Genomic DNA, 22,943 nt, shown 5'->3' with positions numbered 1-22,943 from the left:
AATCGTGGTTATAAAGGATATTATATATGTCCTTTTTTAATTGGTATAAAAAAATCGCGCCAGTAGAATTAATCTACCAACACGATAAAGTGTAGACCCCTTTTTATTTATTCAAATTTTTTGTTATCAAAACGAATATCCACATCAGTTTCTTCTTGTCGCAAATCAATTAGTTCCTGATACATCAAATATTCAAAATAAGCGTCTGATACACCATTGAATAACGCCATAATTTATCCCCTTCATATTTTAGATTGAATAAAATCAGCGGAAATAACTGGTCGTTGAACAGTTCGCCCTTTGTCATTGATGTAATTATCAGTTGCCAAAACACGACCGTAAAATTTCACAAGATCATTCTCCTGCAAACTAACGTTTCCCCGTTCAAAGTTGGATAGATTATATTTCAATTTGATAGTTTTTGACTCATCATTCCCGTCTAAAGCAATTAATAAGTATTTATGTTCCATGTCAAGATCCTTGATATGTCCTTTTTGATGAACCTTCGTTCCATAATACAAACTCGTATTGGAATAAAGATTATCAAAAGAAACATAGGAATAATCTTTACGCTTATTCGCAAATTCTGCAGCAGTAATTTGTTTTGATTTATCAACTAGATTAATTCTCGTTGCCATAATACTTCCAGATATTTTATCTTTTGATGAAATCAAAAAAATTGCCACCAAAGCAAACAAACATAAGACCATGATCAAGAGCCTGGTCGGTAAATTTCTTATCATTTAATTCCCCCAATAGTCCAAAGATAGCAAAGGTCTAGACAAATTACAATTGATTTAGACCATTTAATTATTTAAATATTTTCATATAAACGAACCAATAAAAAATATTCCTAAATCTGTATTTAGGAATATTTTTTTAAACATTAATAGTCTCAACTTTAATTATATTGGAATTCATCGACAAGCCTTCAACAATGTCGACGTAATCAAGATTCTTCCCAAAATCTATTGAATAAACATTCGTATAAACCTTTTCGTCATCACGTTTATAGACACTGAAACGAACTCCTTCGACTGTAATTTCATTTTTTTTGAAATAATCATCGATGAATTTCTTCGTTTCAACTTTATGCAAATATTCAACCTTTAATTTTCGAACTGGACTGATACGAATGATTTTCTTTAAGAATCCTAACACGGCATAGACGACTAAAAAGCCTGCGATAGCAATGATATAGTCTCCCATACCAACGGCCAAACCTATACAAGCCACGACCCATAAACTAGCTGCAGTCGTTAAACCTCTAATCGAATGATGTTCAACAATAATCGTTCCGGCACCTAAAAATCCAATCCCGCTGACAACTTGAGCAATCAATCTGGCATCATCAGCTCTCAAGACGCCCTTTACCTCTGGATATTGTCGAGCCATCTCGATAGCATTAAAACCGATATTCTGTTGAATCATCGCAATTATGCAAGCACCCAAACAAACCAAAATATGAGTTCTCAACCCAGCTGGGCGGTGTTTATAAGCACGATCAATTCCAATTATTCCAGCAAATAAAACTGAAACTAATAATCTTGTGATAACTGTAAGAACACTTAATTGACTAATCAAATAACCCCTCCAATGTCCTTCAGATTCAAAGCTATTAACTATTTTCGAATAATTTAAATATTATTTCCTTTGTGGATGCACTTTTTAGTGTAACAATGAAATCTTTTCTTAGCAATAGGCGGGCAATTGTCGACATATATGGGACGTGTTCATAGTTTGCTTCTGGATCAGGGCCTAACAACGCCAAAATCACATCAGTCGACCTTTGATCATCCCAAATTATCGGTTGTTGCAATTTTAATACATACATTTTTAATTTAGTAACCGACTCATCTTGGACATGTGGCATAACAATTCCTTTGCCTAAAGCTGTGGATGATTCATTTTCTCGCATCAACAACTTACCGTAAACAGCTTCAGAGTCAATCTTATTATCTAATTGCTGAGCAAAGTTAGCTAAATATTTCAAAACTTTTTCCTTCGTATCAGCTTCAACATCCAAAACGATACTATCTTCACTTAAAATTTTAGATAAATCCATCATTTTATCGACTTGCTTTTGATTCGGAACGTTGCTATCACGTGCTACTACTACAATTGTTTTCTTAGGTTTATCTTCATCAGCGGATTTCCCAGTAAAAAAATCTCCAATTTTTTTCCAAAAGGCCATTTGCTCATCCCCCATCAAATAATTATTCTACTTTTATCATACAATTATTTTTAAGTTGTCGCTTTCATTTAATAAAAAAACCACTAATCCAACCGGAATTAGTTATTAATGCTAAAAATTTCTTAGAACGCAAAAAAGCCAATAGATTTCTCTATTGGTTCATCAATATTTTCAACCAAGCGGGTAAAACTTCAGCCAATTGTTGATAGGTACGATCAAATCTATGATCATACCAAGGATCTTCAATTACTTTTGTTTGTCCCAAGGCTTCATAAGCTAAGCGAATTTTATCTTTATCAGCAAGCGGTGCCATTTTTTGCAAATTGACAATGTTTTGTTGATCCATTCCAATTATTACATCAGCCTCATCAAAATCCTGTCGGGTGATCTGTTGAGCACGATGGTTAATGATTGGAATTTTTTTGTCTTTTAGTTCAGCAATTGCACCAGGATGTGGTGGATTACCGATTTCATAAGTGGATGTCGAGCGAGAAACGGCTGTTATTTGGTCTGACAAGTTCTTTTGTTCGATTAAGTGATTCATCATCATCTCTGCCATTGGTGAACGACAAATGTTACCTAAACAAACAAAAATGATTTTTTTCATTTAAATCAATCCTAGTCTCTTCTTAACGTCTTCTAATTGAGCTTCCAAAACAGGATCTTTACGACTCAAGACATCTAGTGCACTAGCTTGTGGTGTTGAAGTCTTGTTTTCTTTTTTAGTAACCTTCTTAGCAGTTACTTTTTTAGTAGTAGGTTTTTTATTGTACTTTCTAACCCAAGCGGCAACTTGTTGATAAGAAATTTGATACTTTTCACCTGTAGCTTTGTAATTGTTGTCATGTTCAATTGCATATTGAGCAATTTCTTTTTGTTGACTCTCATTGTAATTCATACTAAAAACTCCTAAACGGCTTATTACAAAAAATTATACCATACAAAATAACTCTATTATTGATGTAACAAAGTTTTAACAGTCGATTTATCTAAAAAAGAGCACAAAAAAAATGGTAGCTCAGGGAGGAACCACCATTAAATCGACAATAGTTTTTAACCAATTATTATCATGAAATTATCAAGAAAGAGGAAATGTAGGATTTATCTCCTCTTCAATTAATATAATAACACACTCATTTTTAAAAACAGACAATTTCAAAAAGTCGCCATATTTTTATAAATAACATGATAAAAAAAGACAGAAAGCCGTTACAATGGCTTTCTGACAGTAAAATGGATTTATTTAAACATGTACTATCCCACAATTTTTAATCCATTTTATTTAAAAAAAGTGATAAAAATGTAATGAAAGCATAATAAAATATCTATACTGATGAGATATAAATTTCTTATTATAGTGCATTACTATCACGCAGTCGACAATTAGACAGTTATAAAAAACTATCTAAGGATTAATCCACCAATACCAATTGGTAAATACATTGTACCCTTATTGGGCTATACCTGTACACCATAATTTTTTTATATTCATTTATCTATATATTTTTGAAAATATGCATCAATTGGGCCAGTGTTTCATTTCCTATCATATTATGACGATAAACAAATAGGATATAAAATGGTGGTAGTTGAATTTCAGGTAACTTTATTTCTTGAATACCAGAGACCCCTTGGATAGCTGTTTCCGTAACAAAACTGATCCCCTTATTTTCTTTAACTAGACTAAGCATTAATCGATAATCTGACGTTTGAAATAAGGTGTGTGGCGTGACATTGTATCGTTCAATCATTCTTTGTAAAACTAAATTGTGAACAGAACCTTCATTTAATGAGATAAAATCTTCCGCAAATAAATCTTCAATCGTTTTAATTTTTGAAACATCCCGATCCGCTGATGCGATAAATTTAAAATGATGTTCCTTAATTAATTGATAGTCCAAATGATTCTCTTGTGGCAAAATTGTCGTTCCTAATAAGGAAAGATCGATTTCGCCATTTTTTAATTTACCTAATAATTCCCCTGATCCATCGGCAATTGGAATAATTGCATTAAGCAGATCCGCATCTCGTAAGCGATCAAAAACTTTGGGAATAACGTAATTTGTAATAATTGGTGGCCAGCCCATAACAATTTTTTCGCGTTTGATTCGTTCCATGTCATCACTGATCAAATCATTTTCCAAAAGAATTCGATCAATATGCACTAACAATTGTCGCCCTGCATACGTCAGTGATAAAGAATTAGCAAAACTTTTACGCTTAATTAAGGAAAGACCGTACGTATCTTCCAGTCTTTTTAATGAATAAGTAATCGTCGGTTGACTGACGCCAAAGAAGTTAGCCGTATCAGAAAAGTTTTTTAATTCAGATAATTTTTTAAAATATTGATAATCTTTTAAGTTCATTTTCCCACCTATAAATTTTATTTATCAAAGTACACATATTTGACTATATTTTTTATCATGTACTATTATACATTCGAAAGTTAATTAAAGACATTGAATATTTAATATGCCAACAAGGAATAAAAGCTCATTCCAATATTTATAAAATTAATTTATATAATATGATATGTATAGGAGTATTAAATATATTAATGTTTAACTGTTGAAAAAGTTAATTAGGAGGAATTTTTTTTATGAAATATGAAGGTTTAGATTTACTCAATAATCATTTCTTCAATAAAGGTACTGCCTTTACTAAGGAAGAAAGAAAAGAAAATCATATTGAAGGCTTACTTCCACCATTTGTTCAAACTTTGGACCAACAAGTAGAACAAGCTTACGAAAACTATTCAAAGAAGGCTACCTTCCTTGACAAGAGAATGTACTTGATGGATTTGTTTAACGAGAACGTTACTTTGTTCTACAAGTTGTTCAGTGAACATGTTAACGAATTTATGCCAGTTGTTTATGATCCAACAATCGCTGACACAATCGAAAACTACAGTCACTTCTTCTTGGACCCACAAAATGCTGTTTATCTATCAATCGATGATCAAGACGAATTAGAAGCTTCATTGAAGAATGCTACTAAGGGTCGCGACATCAAACTTATCGTTGTAACTGACGGTGAAGGTATTCTTGGTATTGGTGACTGGGGTGTTCAAGGTGTTGACATCTCTGTTGGTAAATTGATGGTTTATACAGCTGCTGCTGGTGTTGATCCTAAGTCCGTTCTTCCAGTTGTTCTTGATGTTGGTACTAACAACAAAGAACTTCTTTCAGATGACCTTTACATGGGTAATCACCACCAACGTGTTACAGGCGACAAGTACTATGCATTCGTTGACAAATTCGTTCAAACTGCTGAAAACTTGTTCCCTGACATGTATCTTCACTTTGAAGACTTTGGTCGTAGCAACGCTGCTAATATTTTGAACAAGTACAAAGATGACATCTTGACATTCAACGATGACATCCAAGGTACAGGTATCATTACATTAGCTGGTATCTTAGGAGCTTTGAACATTTCTAAGGAAAAACTTACTGATCAAGTTTACCTATCATTTGGTGCTGGTACTGCCGGTGCTGGTATTACTAAGAGAATCTTTGATGCTATGGTTGAAGAAGGACTTTCTGAAGAAGAAGCTAAGAAACACTTCTACCTAGTTGACAAGCAAGGTCTATTGTTCGATGACACAGAAGGCCTTACACCAGAACAAAAGCCATTCACAAGACAACGTAGTGAATTCGACAATGCTGATGAATTAACTAACTTGGAAGCTGTTGTTAAAGCAGTTCACCCAACAATCTTAGTTGGTACATCAACACAACCTGGTACATTTACAGAACCTATCATCAAGGAAATGGCTGCTCACACAGAACGTCCAATCATTTTCCCACTTTCAAACCCTACAAAACTTGCTGAAGCAAAGGCTGAAGATCTTTTGAAGTGGACTGATGGTAAAGCTCTTATCGCTACTGGTATTCCAGTTGATCCAATCGAATACAAAGGTGTTACATACAACATTGGTCAAGCTAACAACGCTTTGGTTTACCCTGGTCTTGGTCTTGGTTCATTAGCTGTTAATGCTAAAGTTCTTTCAGACGGTATGATCAACAAGGCTGCTCACTCATTGGGTGGTATCGTCGATGCTACACAACCAGGTGCCGCTGTACTTCCTCCAGTTTCAAAACTAGACAAGTTCAGTATTACTGTTGCTGAAGGTGTTGCTCAACAAGCTATTGATGAAAAACTTACATCTGCTACTGATGCTAAGAAGGCTGTTGAAGACGCCAAGTGGGAACCTAAATATTAATATATAAATTTGTAAAATAAAGGGGAATTATTTTATGGCTGCATTTATCACTTCTCTAGAGAGTGTTGCTGAAATCGTACTAGTTATCGCCTTGGGTTATTGGCTTAGAGGGTCAGGCCGTTTAGGTGATGAATTTAAGGGTAATATCTCATTCATTATTATGAAGATTGCCCTACCTGCTTCAATCTTTGTTTCTGTTCTTAAGTATTTGAACCGAGACAAATTAGCAAGTCTTTCTGGTGGTTTGGTCTTCACCTTCGCCAGTTTCACTATAGGATACATTGTCGCATGGCTCCTAACGAAAGTTTTCCGTATTAGAAAAGGCCGTCGTGGTACTTTCATTAACATGTTCGTTAATGCTAATACAATCTTCATTGGTTTACCTTTAAACATGGCTTTGTTTGGAGATAAGAGTTTACCTTACTTCCTTATCTACTATGTTATGAATACAATTTCAACTTGGGCTGTTGGTATCTTCTTCATCTCAAGTGATGATCCAACCGTTGAAAAAGGTGAGAAAAAAGATTTCAACTGGAAGAAATTACTTCCTGCTCCACTTGTTGGTTTCTTAGTTTCATTAGTATTCTTACTTCTAGCAATTCCTGTTCCAGAATGGATCAATAAGACCTTAGACATGGTCGGTGGTATCGTTACACCTATGTCACTTATCTACATTGGTATTATCTTAGCCGATGCTGGTTTGAAATCTATCAGATTTGACCGTGATACAATTCTTGCCTTAGTTGGTAGATTTATCGTTGCTCCTGTTATCATGATTGGTATCATCCTTATCGGTGGTTCAATGATGGGTTCAATGCCACAACTTGAAAGTAGCTCATTCATCATCCAATCAGCTGCTCCTGGTCTTGCCGTATTACCTATCCTAGTTGATCAATCGCATGGTGATGTCGACTACGCAACGAACTTGGTTACTACTTCAACCGTCTTGTTCGTAATCGTTGTTCCTATCTTGATGCAAGTTGCAAACTTGATCTAATTGATCATTAATAATAATCCAAAAAATCAAAAATTTATTGAAAACAATTCACATTCACACATTTAAAACAAAAAATCAGATCCTCCTCAAATAAATTTTAAAAAAAAGTCGTCAAACATTCTGCGGTTTGGCGGCTTTTTTGTATACTTATTATTTTGCTGGTGCAATTAAATCGATCAAACGGTTGACCAATTGAGTCACACGATTAGCATCATTGGCAATTACGTCGACCCCACGATTGTTGATCATCGTATGTGTTACTTGTAAAAGCCCAATTGAGTCAGTATCATCATTAAACTTAGCAATCGGTAAAGTTACATTGTGGTCATACATAGGAACATTACCCGCTTCAACTTTCACGATTTTAGCCCCTTCAGGCATACTGAGAATATAACTTTTGATTCGTTTAAGACTGAAATTATCTTGATAGAACCCATAAATAACTTCCAATTCACTGATAATAAACTTTATTTCATTATTCATTAGCTTCACTCCCACCTAATATCCTTATGATTAGTATCACGCAACTAACGTCAAATTGACAAGGGATAATCCTTATTTGCTTAGACTACGTTCTAGTGCCGCTTCTAAGCTTGGACCATAAGTTTCACCAAACAAATTCAAATGAGCCAATAAATAATATACTTGATACCAAATCATGCGCTGTTGCCATCCATTTGATAAAGGATAAATACTGTTATAACCTTGGTAAAACTCATCCGTGAATCCACCAAATAGCAAAGTCATAGCAATATCCATCTCACGATTGCCATAGAAAACATCGGGATCAAACAGGATTGGTTGACGATTTTTTTCAAATCCAACATTGCCGTTCCACAAATCACCATGAAGTAAACTTGGTACAATAGGATTCTTTTGATAATATTTGACAATCATATCTTTATAATCCGTAAATAATTTTTGCCGATAATTGTTCCAATATCCTTTTTCTTTAACTAATTTTACTAAAACATTCAGTCGTTGGCTGATATAAAAATCACTCCAATTACTTTGCCACTGATTGATTTTAGGATTCTTAGCATTTAAAGCATCATGATCTAAACCAAATTTAGGAGCGTGCTTTTGATGTAATTTAGCTACTAATTGACCTAAATCATATTGTGAACCAGTTCCAAAATCAACAAATTTTTGAATCAAGTATCCACAATTTTGAAAAGTACCAGTTCGAATAACCTTAGGAGCATTAGCAACTGTATTGATTAAATCTAGTCCTTCTTTTTCATGGTCAAAAAAACTAGCTTGATTGTTTGGTTGAACCTTTAAGAAGTACTTACCTTGGTCACTTTCAACAGCAAAAGCTAAATTAATATCACCACCTGATACTGGTGTAATTTGATAAATTTGACCTAAATTAAGTTCTTGATACCAACTTTCATCAATTTGCAAATTATCACTTCCTTAGTCATATCATAACAAAAAAACTGAGTACCCTATCCGCAGATGATAGAATACTCAGTTCTTTATTTTGTATTTTTGATTAAACGGGCGATGTTCTCTGATACTTGTTGAAGATTTTTATCAGTATCAGCAATGGCTTTGGATAAATCTTCTACCCCCGGAACACAAGTGAAGATAGCGTCAATACCCAAAGGATATAACTCAGAAATCTTTTCGCCGACGGAACCAGCGATGGCAATTACAGTCGCATTGGGATTGACAGCTTTAGTAGCCTTGGCAACCCCAATGGGAGTCTTGCCGAATTTAGTCTGAAAATCGATCTGACCTTCGCCAGTTATAACGACGTCAGCATCTTGCACAATATTTTTTAAACCGGTGTAGTCAACAACTATGTCGACCCCTGAGCGCATCTGTGAATTAGTGAAAGCCAAAAGTCCTGCCCCTAATCCACCAGCGGCACCGGCACCAGGTGTTTGCTCTAAATCTTTTCCTAGATCACGCTTTAAAACATCGGCATAATGCGATAGAGCTTCATCTAGGAAGTCAGCCATTTCTGGACTAGCACCCTTTTGTGGTCCAAAAACGTGACTGGCACCATTTTTACCAGTCAAAGGATTAGTAACGTCAGAAGCAATAATAACTTTGACATCCTTTAATTCTGGTAACATTTCAGAAATATCAATATGGTCAAGTTTTTTCAACATAGCACCACCATATTGTAATTCTTCACCTTTGTCATCTAACAATTTAGCACCTAAGGCTTGAGCCATTCCAGCACCACCATCGTTTGTGGCCGAACCACCGATTCCGATAATGATTGTCTTAGCACCTTTATTGATAGCTGACTTAATCAATTCACCAGTCCCAAAAGTCGTTGTAACATAAGGATTTTTGGTGAACTGATTGATAAATTGAATCCCACTAGCTTGGGCCATTTCGATGACAGCAACTTGGCCGTCATCAATCAGACCGTATTGAGCTTGTGTTTTGTTGCCTAAAGGATTAACCACGGTTTCAGTGACCATTTGACCATTTCTTGCGTCAACTAATGATTGGACTGTTCCTTCACCACCATCAGCCATTGGTACATTGACGAATTCGGCATCAGGATAAACTTTGGCAAAGCCCTTTTTCATTGATTGAGCAACTTGTTTGGCAGTTAACGAGTTCTTATATGAATCTGGAGCTAATACTATTTTCATTTATACGTCACCTCTAGAACAGATTTCCATACATCAATGTTGCAACAATTGTCATTGAAAGTCCAACTAACATTTCCCACAAAACAACACTCATTCTTTCTTTAAAGTGCATTTGAACTGCTTGGGCTGTGACGTGGAAATAATTACCATGTGGCAATTGATCGATTACTGTAGCACCGGTGTGAACCATTGCGGCTGCACCAGTTCCAGAAATTCCAAATGACATAATTGATTTGGCAAATGAGTTTGAAGCTAAGATAACACCAGTTGAGGTTGAAGCAGTTGCTGCAGCCATCAAAATACCAGCGATTGGAGCTAAGAAAGTACCAGAAATTCCAGTTGTTTGAACGATTTCAACTACTTTTTGTGGCAAGTTAGAAGCTGAAACTAAGCCAGCAATCGCACCAGCACCAATCAAAATCATTACTACATCTGTCATTCTAGCCAAGCCTTTAGCCATGTATTGCAAAAACTTCTTACCTTGACCCATGGCTAGAGTTCCAATCAAACCAGCAATTGGCAAGATATACATTGCATCAAGATTAAATGAAGCTAAGGCTTTAATTCCAAAAATATCTCCGACTGGTGTAATCAAAAGTAACACTACCGCTACCAAAGGTGTAACGATGGCAGCTTTTAAGCTTGGTAAATCATCTTGTTTCTTTGACTCAAATTTTTGATCATCTGGTACAAAAGAACCACGATGCTTAATTAAGGTAGCTAATAAAACTGTGACGATCAAACCAACAACTGCTGGTACGAAATCAGCAATCATTACTTGTGATAAATCAACATTGAATCCTTTAGCGGCCGCAATTGTATTGGGATTAGGCGAGATAACATTTCCTGCTTTACCTCCACCAGATAGAGCCACTAACAACGAAAGCTTACTGTAATGCATCTTTTGACCAACTTCTAGTGCAATTGGCGCTACAATCAAGACTGCTACCGGGATAAAGATCCCAACACCTGTCAAAACCATAGTTGAAAGTGCTAAAGCTAAAATTGCTAACTTATCGCTAAAATGATTCACGATATTAGAGGCAATAACGTTAGCGGCACCCGATTCCATCATGACACCAGCTAAAACTCCGGCTGCGATTACTCGAATAATCGTCCCCATAACACCGGAACTACCTTTGACAATCGTATCAGTTGTTTGTGTCAAAGACATTCCACCAACTAAACAACCAACGATTGCACCAAAGATCAAAGCATAAACTGGATTAACTCTAAATAGAATCAAACCAATTGCTAAAAGCAACCCCAAAAGAGCTGCCCACCATGCAATAACCATCCTAAATTAACACCCTTTCCTAACTTCTCTAGCCAATTGTTAAATAATTAACAATTGAGCAACGTGTGTATAATACCTTTTTGCTTTTTTAAAATCAATGTACACATGCACAAATTATAATGTCAAAATGATGAAAATTTATTTTTTTTAGCTGATAAATCAATGTTTTATTGCTTAAAAATATTGTAAAATAAATATATGCACAATTTCATGCTTCACGTTTTCATTAAAGTTTGAATATTTTTTAACAAGGAAGAATACTATTATGAAATTAGACCCGAATCTGGCACAGTCTATCGTTGATAAAATGATGAAGAGTGTGCCTTACAACATTAATATGATGAACGAAAAAGGAATTATTATTGCCAGTGGCGATAAATCTCGAATCCATACTTTACATATTGGTGCCGTTGATACTATTCAAAGTGGAAAAACTAAACCAATGATCCAGTCTTTTGGTAAATATGGTCAACCCGGAGTTAACATCCCCGTACAATTTAATAATGAAACGATTGGCGTTATCGGTATTACTGGGGATCCTGAAAAAGTTACTCCTTTAGCTTCATTATTGAAAATCTCGACCGAGTTGTTGATCTCACAAATTAATAACACCAAAGTTGAAGGTCGTCGTAAAGAAAGCTTGAACCATTTCTTATATGAATGGACTAATACTGAAGACGCTTCGGTAAACGATGAATTACAGTTACGAGCTGAAACTTTAAACATTGATTTATCAATCAATCGATATATTGTTTTGATTGAAACAGATGATTTAAACGAATTACAAATTAGTCCCTTTGACTTCTCTTTCAAGAAAACTCCCGGGGAATTTTTGTTAATTGTTAGAAATGAAAATGATTTAAATAGATATCTTAAATTCAGCAAAGAAAATCGGCTAATGATTGGTATCAGCGATAAATTAACCAATCTTAAACGTGCTGTACGCCAAGCTTCAGATACTATTACCGTTAGTAAAGAATTGCAACTAGATGGCTTCTATCATTTTAAAGAGATTCGCTTCCTCAACCACATTCTTGATAGTAATTTATATTCAAAAAAAGCCTTGAGCGTGTTTAAAAGCTTTCTCAAGACTAAATCTGGTTTAGAACTAATTGACACCATCGATTGTTATTTCAAGCATAACGGCAATGTAACGGAAACCTCTAAAGCTTTAAACGTTCACCGTAACACTACTAATTACCGTCTCAATAATATTTCAGAGTACTTTGGTTTAGATTTAAAAGATTTAACCGATGTGTTGCAATTATACGTTAATTTCCTTTATTTCAAAAAATACCAATATGAGCATCGCTAAAAATTGATATTTTCTGACAAATTGCTTATTATTCTAGTGAATAAATTCGTATTGTGAGGTTTATCAAATGGCATTAATGAATTTGAATTACAGAACTAATTATTTACACACGTACTTCAAAACGACTGTGGTAATTCCAGATACAAATGAAACTGAATATACAACAGTTTGGTTGTTACATGGCTACACTGGAGACGATACTGCCTGGATCCGTCATGTCAATATCGAACAAATTGCTCGTGAACACAATTTTGCGATAATCATGCCTGAAGCGAGAAATTCATTTTACTCTGATTCTAATTTCATACCTTATTATTCCTATTTCATCGATGAATTCATCCCTAAAATGCAGCATCTCTTACCTATTTCAAAGGACAGATCGAAAAATTATATCGTAGGTTCCAGCATGGGTGGTTACGGAGCTTTGAAAATTGCTTTTAAGAATGATGATAAATTCAGTAAAGTCGCTGCCCTATCACCAATTACTGATATCGAACATTTCCGTAATAATCCGAAAAGTCCGATGGCTAAAGCTACTTTTGACAGTATCTTCGATAGTCCAGAAAAAATAGCTAAGAATCAATTGACTAATATTTACAACAATCGCCAACCTAAGCAAGAGATTTTAACCTTATGTGGCGATCAGGATTTCATGCATGAAGATAACGTTATGTTCAAAAATTTCTTATCAATTCACGCCAAAGGTCGTTACACTTGGATGCCAGTCGAGGGAGACCATTCTTGGAACACTTGGAGTCAAAATATCAACCGTGTCTTTGATTGGCTAGAAAAATGAGCACAAAAAAACCGCTAATTTGAAGTTAGCGGTTTTTTATTTTTACCAAACGAACAAGCCAACGAATGCAGCCGACAATAGTGATACCAAAATACCTGATAGCAACATGTAACCAACATTCTTAGAAATAGCATCATTCTTTTCTTTATCAACGATACCCTTGAAACATCCGATAATCATTCCCAAAGTTGAGAAGTTAGCGAATGATGTGATGAAGACTGTTAAAACAGCCTTGAAGTGAGGATCAAAGTCTTTAATGATACTTGTAACTTTACCCATTACAACGAATTCATTAGTAACTAATTTTGTTCCCATGTATTGAGCCATTTGGAATGAATCATGACCATTCAAACCAAGCAACCAAGCAAATGGATACATTACGATACCCAAGATGTGTTCTAGTGTTAGCCATGGATTAACTAATTGTAAAATCTTATCGATCAAAGCTGCCAAAGCAACGAATGCGATAACATTAGCAGTAATAATCAAAATCAAACGACCAGCACCAAGGATTGAATCGCCAAGGAATGAGAAGAATGGTTCTTTCTTACCATCTTCACCATGAAGCTTAGCAATAGTATCTTCTTCTGGTTCAACTGTAACAGGATTCAACAAACTTGTTACGATAATTGCATTAATAATATTGATAGGAATAGCTGTTAAAATAAATTGACCTGGCATCATTTGGATGTATGATCCAATGATTGAGGCTGTAACACAACTCATTGACATCATTGCCAAAGTAACGTTACGTTGTGCTTTGATTTGTTTTAATTGCAAACTTGATACAGCTAAAGCTTCCGTATTACCTAAAAACATCATTTCAACGGCAAAAAATGATTCAAACTTAGGTTGACCAGTAATGAATGACAATCCTTTACCGATCCACTTAATAATAAAAGGTAGAACTCCAATATATGTCAAAATGTCAAACAATGGCACAATCAACAAAATTGGTAATAGAGCACTAGTTACGAAGTCCATGCTCTTCACATGAACCCAACTAGGTAGAGCAAATTCGATCCCAGTATATGCAACTTGAACTAGCCAATTAAAACCATCAGCAGCCCCCGAGACGATTGCACGACCGGCACCAAAACTAGTTAGAAACCATGCCAAGAACAAGTTCAAAACGACCATGATGGCAATTGATTTCCATTGGATTCCTTTGCGATTCTTCGAAAAGAGGAACCCGATGCCTAGAAAAACAAAAAGACCTAAAATATTAACTACTAGGTACATACTCATCTATACTTAACCCCTTTTTTTATTTGAAGTCAGAATTAGTTAAACTTTTCACTTCTTTTTTTATATTACATGGCAAAAAACTCTTTGTAAATGAATTTTTACAATTCGGCACAATTAAATCGTCTTCATTTTATAATTAATAGGATTGGCTTTATAATAGTAATGTTATCCCTTACAATATTATGTTTTATAATTACCGATTTAATATCGAAAGCGAGGAATAGTTTTGAAATCAATTACATTCAATCATCAAAATACTTCTGCCATTGGTATGGGTACTTGGCACATCGGTGAAGGCAACCACGCTAGAACTGAATCAGAAATGGCAGCTTTAAAATTTGGCCTTGACCATGGAATCAACGTCATCGATACAGCGGAAATGTATGGAGAAGGTAAATCGGAGACTTTGATTGGCAATGTCATTAAAGATTATTCACGCTCAGACTTTCAATTAATCTCAAAGTTCTATCCATTCCACGCTACACCGAAATTAATTGAGCAAAGTCTTAAAGCCAGTCTCAAACGATTGCAAACTGACTACCTAGACCTTTATTTATTACATTGGCGTGGTCAAACTCCATTGGCAGAAACGGTTGAAGGCTTAGAAAATATGGTCCAAGCTGGCCTGATCAGAAACTGGGGTGTCTCCAATTTTGATATCGAGGACCTCAAAGAATTAAATGCTCTACCTAACGGTAAAAATTGCCGCATTAATGAAGATCTCTACAATATCGGCAGTCGTGGTATTGAGTATTCCATCTTGCCTTGGCAAAAAGAGCATGATATGTCATTTATCGCCTACTCACCTTTTGGTTCAGATGGCAGTGAATATTTAAAGATTGCCCCTGTTATTCAAGAAATGGCCAAGCAAAAACATATCACGGCTTACCAACTATTATTAGCTTGGGTAATTAGAAATCACGACTTATTGAGCATCCCTAAATCTTCTTCTGTTGAACATATGAAACAAAACATCGAAGCTGTCGACGTTAGTTTTTCAGCGGATGAATTGGAACTACTCGATAAAACTTATCCAGCTCCTGAAAGTGAAAAACCACTTGATACGATTTAAAATGCAAACTAAAAACCAGTCCATTGATTTGGGCTGGTTTTTAGTTGCCTAACTACAATTTTGATGGATTATCATCTTATCAAAAATAAATATACTGATATCTAATACTCGATATCTAAATTTAAGTTTTCTCCATTTGTTGCAATTACTCGTTTATACCAATTAAATGATTTCTTTTTACTACGCTTTAAACTTCCATTTCCTTGATTGTCACGGTCAACATAAATAAAGCCATAACGTTTCTTCATTTCACCAGAACCGGCACTAATTAAATCAATGCAGCCCCAAGATGTATATCCTAACAATTCAACTCCGTCATATTCGACAGCATCTTCCATAGCTTTAATATGACTTGCCAAATATTTAATACGATAATCATCATAAATTTTTCCATTTTCATCAGGTTTATCTACAGCACCTAGACCATTTTCAACAATGAATAGTGGTTTATGATATCTGTCATATAAATCAATCATTGTGATTCTTAATCCTAGTGGATCAATTTGCCAACCCCATTCCGATTGTTCCTTCAAATATGGATTTTTTACAGAGTCAAAAATATTACCAGTAGTCATTTGGGCAACTTTTTCATTAGCAGTCGCAACTCTAGACATGTAATAAGAAAATGAAACAAAATCTACAGTATTATCAGATAACAATTTCAAATCACCTTCATGCATATCTATCCGCAAATTTTCTCTTTCAAACATATCTAATACATATTTTGGGTATTTACCACCTGCTTGAATATCAGAGAAAAAATAATCTTCCCTATCACTTGCTATCGCGGCATAAACATCTTTTGGATCACAACTATATGGATAATATTTTCCCGCTGCTACCATACAGCCTATTTGATTATTCTTATCAATTTCGTGAGCCATTTTAGTTGCTTTAGCACTTGCTACTAGTTCATTGTGAGCTGATTGATAAAGAACTTGCTTCTTTTCTCTTTCATCTAAATCACCGACATATAAGCCTGCTCCCATGAATGGTGCGTGAAAAATCATGTTGATTTCATTAAATGTTAACCAGTACTTAACTAATCCTTTGTATCTTGTAAAAAGAACTTTACAAAAATTAAGATAATAATCAATCATCCGACGATCTCGCCATGAACCCATCTTCTTTACTAAATGCATTGGCGTATCAAAGTGAGAAATGGTCACTAATGGTTCAATTCCATACTTTTTACATTCTTTAAAAATATTCTCGTAAAACTTTAATCCAGCTTCATTAGGCTCATTTTCGTCCCCATTAGGAAAGATTCGTGTCCAAGCGATAGACATTCTATAAACACTAAATCCCATTTCGGCAAACATTTTTATATCCTCTTTATAATAATGATACATATCAATGGCATTGAGTGCAGGATAAAAATGTTTATCATCAAAATCAAACATCTTTTGCTCGCCCATGACGACTGATCTTCTGTCATCACCTAATGGTAACAAATCAACGTTTGCTAAACCTCGATTGTCCAGATTATAACCACCTTCTGATTGATTAGCAGCTGTAGCGCCACCCCATAAAAAAGTTTTTGGTAAAGACATTTTAATTTCCTCCTTGAATATCAAAAATTGGCATTGAAGATTCAATTTCTTGTGATTTATTATTTTCTACTATTTTCTTACCAGTCGAATCAAGATTTGTTACGACAATTGGAGTCGTTAAATCATAACCTTGCTTTTGGATAAAAGGCATATCAAATTTCAATAACAATTGTCCAGCTTTAACGTGTTCACCTTGTTTGGCAATTTTTTCAAAGCCCTTTCCTTCTAATTTGACAGTATCTAAGCCAATGTGAATTAATATTTCATCCCCAGAATCAGATAATAAACCAATCGCATGGCCGGTTTTATACATAACCTGAACAGTCCCATCTACAGGGGAGTAAACCTTTCCTTCAGATGGCTCAATTGCAATTCCATCTCCCAATAATTTATCAGCAAAAGTAGCATCTTTTACTTGTTCCAATGGAACTACCTTACCTTTAATTGGTGCTAAAACTGAATGATTATTTAATTTAATAGAATTACCGTTGTCTTCTGTTTCTTCTTTGTAAGATAACCAAGTAAATATAAAGGCGGCAATGAATGATACAACAGCAACTATTAATGCATAAATAATATTTGCTGGATATTTCTTAGAAACAAATGAAACCATAGCAATAACACCGGGTGAAACGGCGGCAAAAATCTTTAAATGCAACAAACCTACTAGAACGCCACCAACACCTGAACCAAGCATTGCAGATCTTAAAGCTTTTTTATTTTTTAATAAAACACCGAATAATCCTGGTTCTGTGATTCCTGCCAATCCAGCTGAAACGGCTGAGGAATAAGCTAATGATTCCTTTTTACCATCTTTAGATTTAATTCCAACTACTAAGACAGCAGCAGTAATTGAAAAATTCATTGCTAACATCATTGGCAAAAATAATGGATCATATCCAACTTTGGCAAAACTCGATAAATAAATTGGATCGAAAGCATGATGTAATCCAGCGATTACCAATAAAGGTAGAAATGCTGCGACGATTCCCATTGTCAACCATGGTACATAATTTGTCATAGTAGTTGTGATAATACTTAATCCTTGACCAATAATGGCACCAATAGGTGCGAAAATCACTAGTACAATTGGAACAGTGATTAGTAAGGATAACATCGGATTAAGAATTGTCTTACTCCAATTAGGTGTAAATTTATCGACTAGTGGAATTATTAAAGATAAGATCCATGTTGCCAACAATGGAGGAATGATTGTTGATGCATATGTTGTGCTATATACAGGCACATTTAAAAAAGTAACATCCCCTTTAGCAAGCGTGGAAATTAAGTTTGGATGGATTAAAAAGGCCGATACAACAATCGATAAAGCTGGATCGGTTTTCAACTTCTTAGCAGCAGTATATGCAAGAACCAAAGGTAAGAAATAAAAACCTGTATCACCTAAAATAGTCAATAAATTATAAGTAGAATTATGTTGCACTCCAATTAGATCAAGGATAACTAAAAGAAGTTTTATCATACCACTACCAATAATTACCCCTAGGGCAGCTGTAATAGATGATGAAAGATAATCAAGTATATTTTTGAATATAACTTTTGGTGTTAATTTCTCCTTAGGCTTTGAGTCTGATTCCATTGAATCTCCATCTTTTATATTATCTGGCAAAGCGGCAAAAACATTGGTCACATCACTTCCAATTATGACTTGATATTGACCACTTTGACTCATTACACCTTTGACGCCATCAATCTTTTCTATTTCTTTTCCTTTCGCTTTAGATTCATCTTTTAATCCAAAACGTAATCTAGTCATACAATGAGTTACATAATCGATATTCTTTGTTCCACCGACATCTTTCAATATTTTATCGGCTGATTTTTTATAATCCATTTTTCCTCCTGAAAGAACAAAAACCTAAACCAAGCCCAGTTAACTAGACTTTGATTTAGGTTTTGCTCTTAACGATTACAATCCTATTATTTAATTTTCAGTAATTACTCGATTGATGTGAATTGTTAAGTATGATAACTCGGCATCAGTCAAATCGTAATTCAATTCCTTCTTAACGTATTTACTAATTTTTAATGAGCATTTGAATTCATTAGGGTAAGTCTCTTTGATCATATTGAATAGTTTGTCATCATTATCTGGTAGTGGCTGATTCGTCATAACTCTTTGGATAAAGAATTTAAGATGGGTCATAAGTCGTTCATAAGCCAAACTGGTATCTGACAATTCAACATGAAATGTGTATTGAATTATTCCTAATATTTCTTTTATAAGCTTAGTCATCCCGACTGTATAATCCATAGAACTGTCTAATTCTGCATTTACTAGATGTAAAGCAATTGTTACTGCTTCATCATCTGGTAAACGTGTGCCAGTTCTTTTTTCAATAATGTTCAGTCCTTCTTTACCAATCAAATATTCATGATTGTAAAAATGCTTAACTTCCCAAGATAATGCATTACCAAAATCCATACCTTTTTTGAAACGTTGAATTGCAAAATGAATATGATCAGTTAAAGCAACATAAATACTGTCGCTTAGTCTTTTGCCTAATGACAATTTTGCATACGAAATGATTTCATCACTGGCTTGCAGTTCTTGCATTGGAACATCTTTCAAAAGTAATTTGAATCTATCAACACTTGCAGAAGCATTCAAAGCAAAAACCTTATCAATTTTTGCTTGAGGAATAATGTCTCCACCAGTTTTGTTGAATCCCAATCCTTTACCCATAACAATTACTTCATTGCCGTCTTGAGTTGACGTAACAATATTGTTATTGATTACTTTAACTATTCTCAAGAGATATTCCCCTTTCCCTGTCCAAAAAATAAAACCCAGTTATCCCCTCTACAAGAGGTATAACTGGGTTTAGCTCATAAATTTACTTTTATGATAACAATCCCGATATTTAAATATTCTAGAATATTAAGATTGCCTACTTGAAGTCACAATCTATAAATTATAGTAACATAAAATATGAATTTTGCAATAGCGCTTACATTGGTTTAGGTAATTTTAATTTGGCTTTTATTCTAACAACGCCAACACGATGAAAATCCTTGCGGATAAAAAATAATGATTTTTTCAAAAAAGACATCCAAACGGATGTCTTCAATGCTTGTAACAATCATTGATTGATAACTTCTAAAATCTGTTTACGGAAAGAGTCAATTTTTCGTTCAATGTTAAAATCATCAAGTGTTTCTATATCGATATTTTGAAAAGGATTATCCAAGATTTCTACAATCTTTTTATCATGAGAATTCATGATAGCAATCCTGTTGCCACAACGAATAGCTTCATTCAAATCGTGGGTAATCATGAAGATGCTCGTATCTTCCTTGTGCCAAATGTCTAAAATCAATTGTTGCATCTTTGCTCTAGTAAAAGCATCCAAAGCTCCAAATGGTTCGTCCATCAGCAACAATGGTGATTTATTGGCCAAAACTCGAGCAATCGCTACCCTTTGTCTCATCCCCCCAGATAGTTCAAACGTCTTTGCATCTGCTTGATCACTCAGGCCAATCAAATCTAATAAATAAGCAACTCTTTGTTTAATTTGTTCTTTAGAGAAATTTCGAGATTTCAAACCAAAGCCGACGTTATCTTTTACCTTCAACCACGGATACAACGAAGAATTTTGAAAAACTACTCCTCGCTGCCAATCTGGACTGGTAATTGGTTGGTCGTTCATGGTCAAGGTGCCACTTGCCGGAATAAATCCAGCTAAAGCCTGCAAAATTGTACTCTTACCACAACCTGAGGGTCCAACTAAGACGAAAATCTCATTCTTCTCAATCGAAAAATTAGTATCAACTATTACTGATTCATCGGTTTTTTTATATTTAATATTTAAATGATCAGCTTTAATTAACGCCATTTTCACCCTCCTGATAAACGAATTTTCTAAATTGCTCTAATGTCGGTGCATAACTGATAGTTTGCTGTCCATACATAAATTTACCAGCTCTTTGCATTTCAATCACAAATTGTCCTAAGTTGCCAGCTTGACCTAGGTATTCTTCTGAATATTCCGCCTTTAACGATGGCCACTGGGTTCCTCGCATTTGTTTGTCGGCATCACTTGCACTGATACCCGTCTGCTTAGCTGCTGCCTTGACAGTCTCCTTATAATTATTTTTTCGTAATTGATGTGTTCTTGCCAAGACAGAAACAAATTTTTTAACGTCTTGTGGATGCTTTTTTAGAAACACTTTGCTGACTAAGGTAATATTTCCTGTCGAATAACCAGCTTTTGACAAATCAGAACTATCGACTAACACTTTGCCATCAGCTTGCAATTGCGACAAAGTTGGTTGCCAAGTATAGGCTGCATCAATATTGCCACGTTTCCAAGCTGCCACGATATTTTGCGTATCCATATCCAATAGTTGGACCTTATTTTCTAAACCCACTTTTTTCAAAGTTATCATCAAACTGTAATGCGAAGTCGATGCAAATGGCGTAGCGATTTTTTTACCTTTTAAATCTGCCAGAGAGTTAATACCTGATCCCTTTTTGACAATTAGACTTTCGTTGGCACCACACATCTCATTTATCCATAGTAATTTCACCGGAATGCCAGCTGTTAAAGCTACGATACCATTAGTATCACCCATCGTCGCAAAATCAACTCCACCTGACATTAAAGCTTTATTCGCATCTACTCCAGAATCAAATGTAATAAAGGTGATTTTCTTATTAGGAAATTTTTCTTTAAAGAAGTTTTTATTTCTCGCAACAGCTACATCGTTAGGCGTATTAAGAATACCGATTCTAATTTCATTTTTGGGAACTTTATCTTTTGAAGAACATCCACTCAAACACAATGGTATAAAAAGCAACAAGGTCATTAGAACGAAACGTTTTAAATTTTCCATTACTCTTTACCCTTCCAGAAAATCCATTTTCTTTCGAGCAATTGTAAAATCCAATCTAACAACAGACCTAGACCTCCAAGAATAAAAATCCCCAAAAACATTACGCTACCCTTCAAATATTTGGAAGCATCAATGACCATCCAACCAATTCCTGAGGTTGAAGCAACCATTTCTGCTGCAACTAATGTCGAAAAGGAAACTCCCATGGCAGTTCTAATTCCAGTGAATATATCTGGCAAAGCGCCAGGAAAAATAACCCACTTAAAAATTGACCACTTGCCAGCACCTAAAGATTTCGCACTCAAAACGTAATCCTTATTCAAGTGACGAACTCCTTCGACACAAGCAATATAAATAGGTGCGAAAGCCGCTAAGTACAGCAAAATTATTTTTGACCCTTCACCGATTCCTAACCAAAGTATCAAAATCGTGTAATAAGCTAATGGTGGAATGGGACGATAGAACTGAATCAATGAATCGATGATTGCATGAACCCACTCCGACATTCCTGAAGCTAATCCCAAAGGTACCGCAGTAATTATCGCCAAAATCAAAGCTGAAAATAGTCTAAATAAGGTAATTCCCAGATGTTGCCAAAATGAAATGTTGTTATAACCATGAGTCAAGATGCCAGTGAATGTAAACCAAACATCTTGTGGCGATGGAAAAAGGATTGGCGAAACTAATTTTAGATTGGTTACCACAAACCAAATCAATAACAAGACAATCCAAACACTACTCGTTATTAGTCTAGATTTTTTCTTCATTCCACCA

At 34.9% G+C, this 22,943-nt stretch carries 23 protein-coding genes; 5 read left to right on the top strand and 18 right to left on the bottom strand.

All coding sequences use genetic code 11. The annotated features are described in order from the left end of the window. Window positions 1-107: 107 nt before the first annotated feature. From FFM65_RS12400 to FFM65_RS11555, 7 genes are all read right to left on the bottom strand, one after another. Window positions 108-230 carry a hypothetical protein gene (locus FFM65_RS12400; RefSeq protein ID WP_010019960.1) on the bottom strand — a complete coding sequence of 41 codons (123 nt, stop codon included), beginning with the start codon at window positions 228-230 and terminating at the stop codon, window positions 108-110. Between the two features lie 12 nt (window positions 231-242). Continuing rightward, on the bottom strand, window positions 243-743 hold the full coding sequence (locus tag FFM65_RS11580; protein ID WP_119318897.1) for a hypothetical protein: 501 nt from the start codon (window positions 741-743) through the stop codon (window positions 243-245). A gap of 136 nt (window positions 744-879) precedes the next feature. Then, window positions 880-1,584: an MgtC/SapB family protein gene (locus FFM65_RS11575; protein ID WP_119318896.1), complete on the bottom strand. Its 705-nt coding sequence runs from the start codon at window positions 1,582-1,584 to the stop codon at window positions 880-882. 34 nt (window positions 1,585-1,618) lie between these two features. After that, window positions 1,619-2,194 (bottom strand): PTS sugar transporter subunit IIA, encoded by a 576-nt coding sequence (locus FFM65_RS11570; RefSeq protein WP_162898003.1) that lies wholly within the window; start codon window positions 2,192-2,194, stop codon window positions 1,619-1,621. A 151-nt stretch (window positions 2,195-2,345) separates the two neighbouring features. Then, the gene (locus tag FFM65_RS11565; RefSeq protein ID WP_119318894.1) at window positions 2,346-2,801 is read right to left on the bottom strand and encodes a low molecular weight protein-tyrosine-phosphatase; all 456 of its coding nucleotides are present in this window, start codon (window positions 2,799-2,801) and stop codon (window positions 2,346-2,348) included. Then, a complete protein-coding gene (locus FFM65_RS11560) occupies window positions 2,802-3,092 on the bottom strand; it encodes a helix-turn-helix domain-containing protein (protein WP_119318893.1) in 291 nt (96 codons plus the stop codon). A gap of 598 nt (window positions 3,093-3,690) precedes the next feature. Next, window positions 3,691-4,560, bottom strand: a complete 870-nt coding sequence (locus FFM65_RS11555) for a LysR family transcriptional regulator (protein ID WP_119318892.1) — start codon at window positions 4,558-4,560, stop codon at window positions 3,691-3,693. A 233-nt stretch (window positions 4,561-4,793) separates the two neighbouring features. Here FFM65_RS11555 and FFM65_RS11550 point away from each other — a divergent pair, with 233 nt between their 5' ends. Together FFM65_RS11550 and FFM65_RS11545 are read left to right on the top strand one after the other, a co-directional pair. Next, complete coding sequence (locus FFM65_RS11550) at window positions 4,794-6,416, top strand: malolactic enzyme (protein ID WP_119318891.1); 1,623 nt, start codon at window positions 4,794-4,796, stop codon at window positions 6,414-6,416. Between the two features lie 34 nt (window positions 6,417-6,450). Continuing rightward, window positions 6,451-7,413, top strand: a complete 963-nt coding sequence (locus FFM65_RS11545) for an AEC family transporter (RefSeq protein WP_119318890.1) — start codon at window positions 6,451-6,453, stop codon at window positions 7,411-7,413. A 150-nt stretch (window positions 7,414-7,563) separates the two neighbouring features. Here FFM65_RS11545 and FFM65_RS11540 read toward each other — a convergent pair whose 3' ends face one another. The 4 genes from FFM65_RS11540 to FFM65_RS11525 form a co-directional block, all read right to left on the bottom strand. Further along, the gene (locus FFM65_RS11540; RefSeq protein ID WP_119318889.1) at window positions 7,564-7,896 is read right to left on the bottom strand and encodes a hypothetical protein; all 333 of its coding nucleotides are present in this window, start codon (window positions 7,894-7,896) and stop codon (window positions 7,564-7,566) included. Window positions 7,897-7,968: 72 nt separating this feature from the next. Beyond that, window positions 7,969-8,820, bottom strand: coding sequence for a fructosamine kinase family protein (locus FFM65_RS11535; RefSeq protein WP_119318888.1), 852 nt, complete (start codon window positions 8,818-8,820; stop codon window positions 7,969-7,971). A gap of 74 nt (window positions 8,821-8,894) precedes the next feature. Next, window positions 8,895-10,034: a glycerate kinase family protein gene (locus tag FFM65_RS11530; RefSeq protein ID WP_119318887.1), complete on the bottom strand. Its 1,140-nt coding sequence runs from the start codon at window positions 10,032-10,034 to the stop codon at window positions 8,895-8,897. Window positions 10,035-10,047: 13 nt separating this feature from the next. Then, window positions 10,048-11,331, bottom strand: a complete 1,284-nt coding sequence (locus FFM65_RS11525) for a GntP family permease (protein ID WP_119318886.1) — start codon at window positions 11,329-11,331, stop codon at window positions 10,048-10,050. Window positions 11,332-11,596: 265 nt separating this feature from the next. On the opposite strand from FFM65_RS11525, the gene FFM65_RS11520 reads away from it, so the two are divergent. Both FFM65_RS11520 and FFM65_RS11515 read left to right on the top strand, forming a co-directional pair. Continuing rightward, complete coding sequence (locus FFM65_RS11520) at window positions 11,597-12,646, top strand: CdaR family transcriptional regulator (RefSeq protein WP_119318885.1); 1,050 nt, start codon at window positions 11,597-11,599, stop codon at window positions 12,644-12,646. Between the two features lie 67 nt (window positions 12,647-12,713). Next, complete coding sequence (locus FFM65_RS11515) at window positions 12,714-13,442, top strand: alpha/beta hydrolase (protein ID WP_119318884.1); 729 nt, start codon at window positions 12,714-12,716, stop codon at window positions 13,440-13,442. Between the two features lie 42 nt (window positions 13,443-13,484). On the opposite strand, the gene FFM65_RS11510 is transcribed toward FFM65_RS11515, so the two are convergent. Then, window positions 13,485-14,684, bottom strand: coding sequence for a NupC/NupG family nucleoside CNT transporter (locus FFM65_RS11510; protein ID WP_119318900.1), 1,200 nt, complete (start codon window positions 14,682-14,684; stop codon window positions 13,485-13,487). A gap of 232 nt (window positions 14,685-14,916) precedes the next feature. Here FFM65_RS11510 and FFM65_RS11505 point away from each other — a divergent pair, with 232 nt between their 5' ends. Next, window positions 14,917-15,762, top strand: a complete 846-nt coding sequence (locus FFM65_RS11505; protein WP_119318883.1) for an aldo/keto reductase — start codon at window positions 14,917-14,919, stop codon at window positions 15,760-15,762. Window positions 15,763-15,863: 101 nt separating this feature from the next. Here the strand turns inward: FFM65_RS11505 and FFM65_RS11500 are convergent, their stop codons facing one another. From FFM65_RS11500 to FFM65_RS11475, 6 genes are all read right to left on the bottom strand, one after another. Then, window positions 15,864-17,315, bottom strand: coding sequence for a 6-phospho-beta-glucosidase (locus tag FFM65_RS11500; RefSeq protein WP_119318882.1), 1,452 nt, complete (start codon window positions 17,313-17,315; stop codon window positions 15,864-15,866). 1 nt (window position 17,316) lies between these two features. Further along, window positions 17,317-19,167, bottom strand: a complete 1,851-nt coding sequence (locus tag FFM65_RS11495) for a beta-glucoside-specific PTS transporter subunit IIABC (RefSeq protein WP_119318881.1) — start codon at window positions 19,165-19,167, stop codon at window positions 17,317-17,319. A 90-nt stretch (window positions 19,168-19,257) separates the two neighbouring features. After that, a complete protein-coding gene (licT, locus tag FFM65_RS11490; protein ID WP_119318880.1) occupies window positions 19,258-20,088 on the bottom strand; it encodes a BglG family transcription antiterminator LicT in 831 nt (276 codons plus the stop codon). 328 nt (window positions 20,089-20,416) lie between these two features. Beyond that, a complete protein-coding gene (locus tag FFM65_RS11485; protein WP_119318879.1) occupies window positions 20,417-21,169 on the bottom strand; it encodes an ABC transporter ATP-binding protein in 753 nt (250 codons plus the stop codon). Further along, window positions 21,156-22,169, bottom strand: coding sequence for a taurine ABC transporter substrate-binding protein (locus tag FFM65_RS11480; protein ID WP_119318878.1), 1,014 nt, complete (start codon window positions 22,167-22,169; stop codon window positions 21,156-21,158). The genes FFM65_RS11485 and FFM65_RS11480 overlap by 14 nt, the downstream gene beginning before the upstream one ends. Beyond that, complete coding sequence (locus FFM65_RS11475; RefSeq protein WP_119318877.1) at window positions 22,169-22,936, bottom strand: ABC transporter permease; 768 nt, start codon at window positions 22,934-22,936, stop codon at window positions 22,169-22,171. The genes FFM65_RS11480 and FFM65_RS11475 overlap by 1 nt, the downstream gene beginning before the upstream one ends. Window positions 22,937-22,943 lie beyond the last annotated feature (7 nt).

It is taken from the genome of Companilactobacillus formosensis (assembly GCF_005405305.1).
In the GTDB taxonomy this organism is placed as follows: domain Bacteria; phylum Bacillota; class Bacilli; order Lactobacillales; family Lactobacillaceae; genus Companilactobacillus; species Companilactobacillus formosensis.
This window is presented reverse-complemented; position numbering and strand designations above follow the sequence as displayed.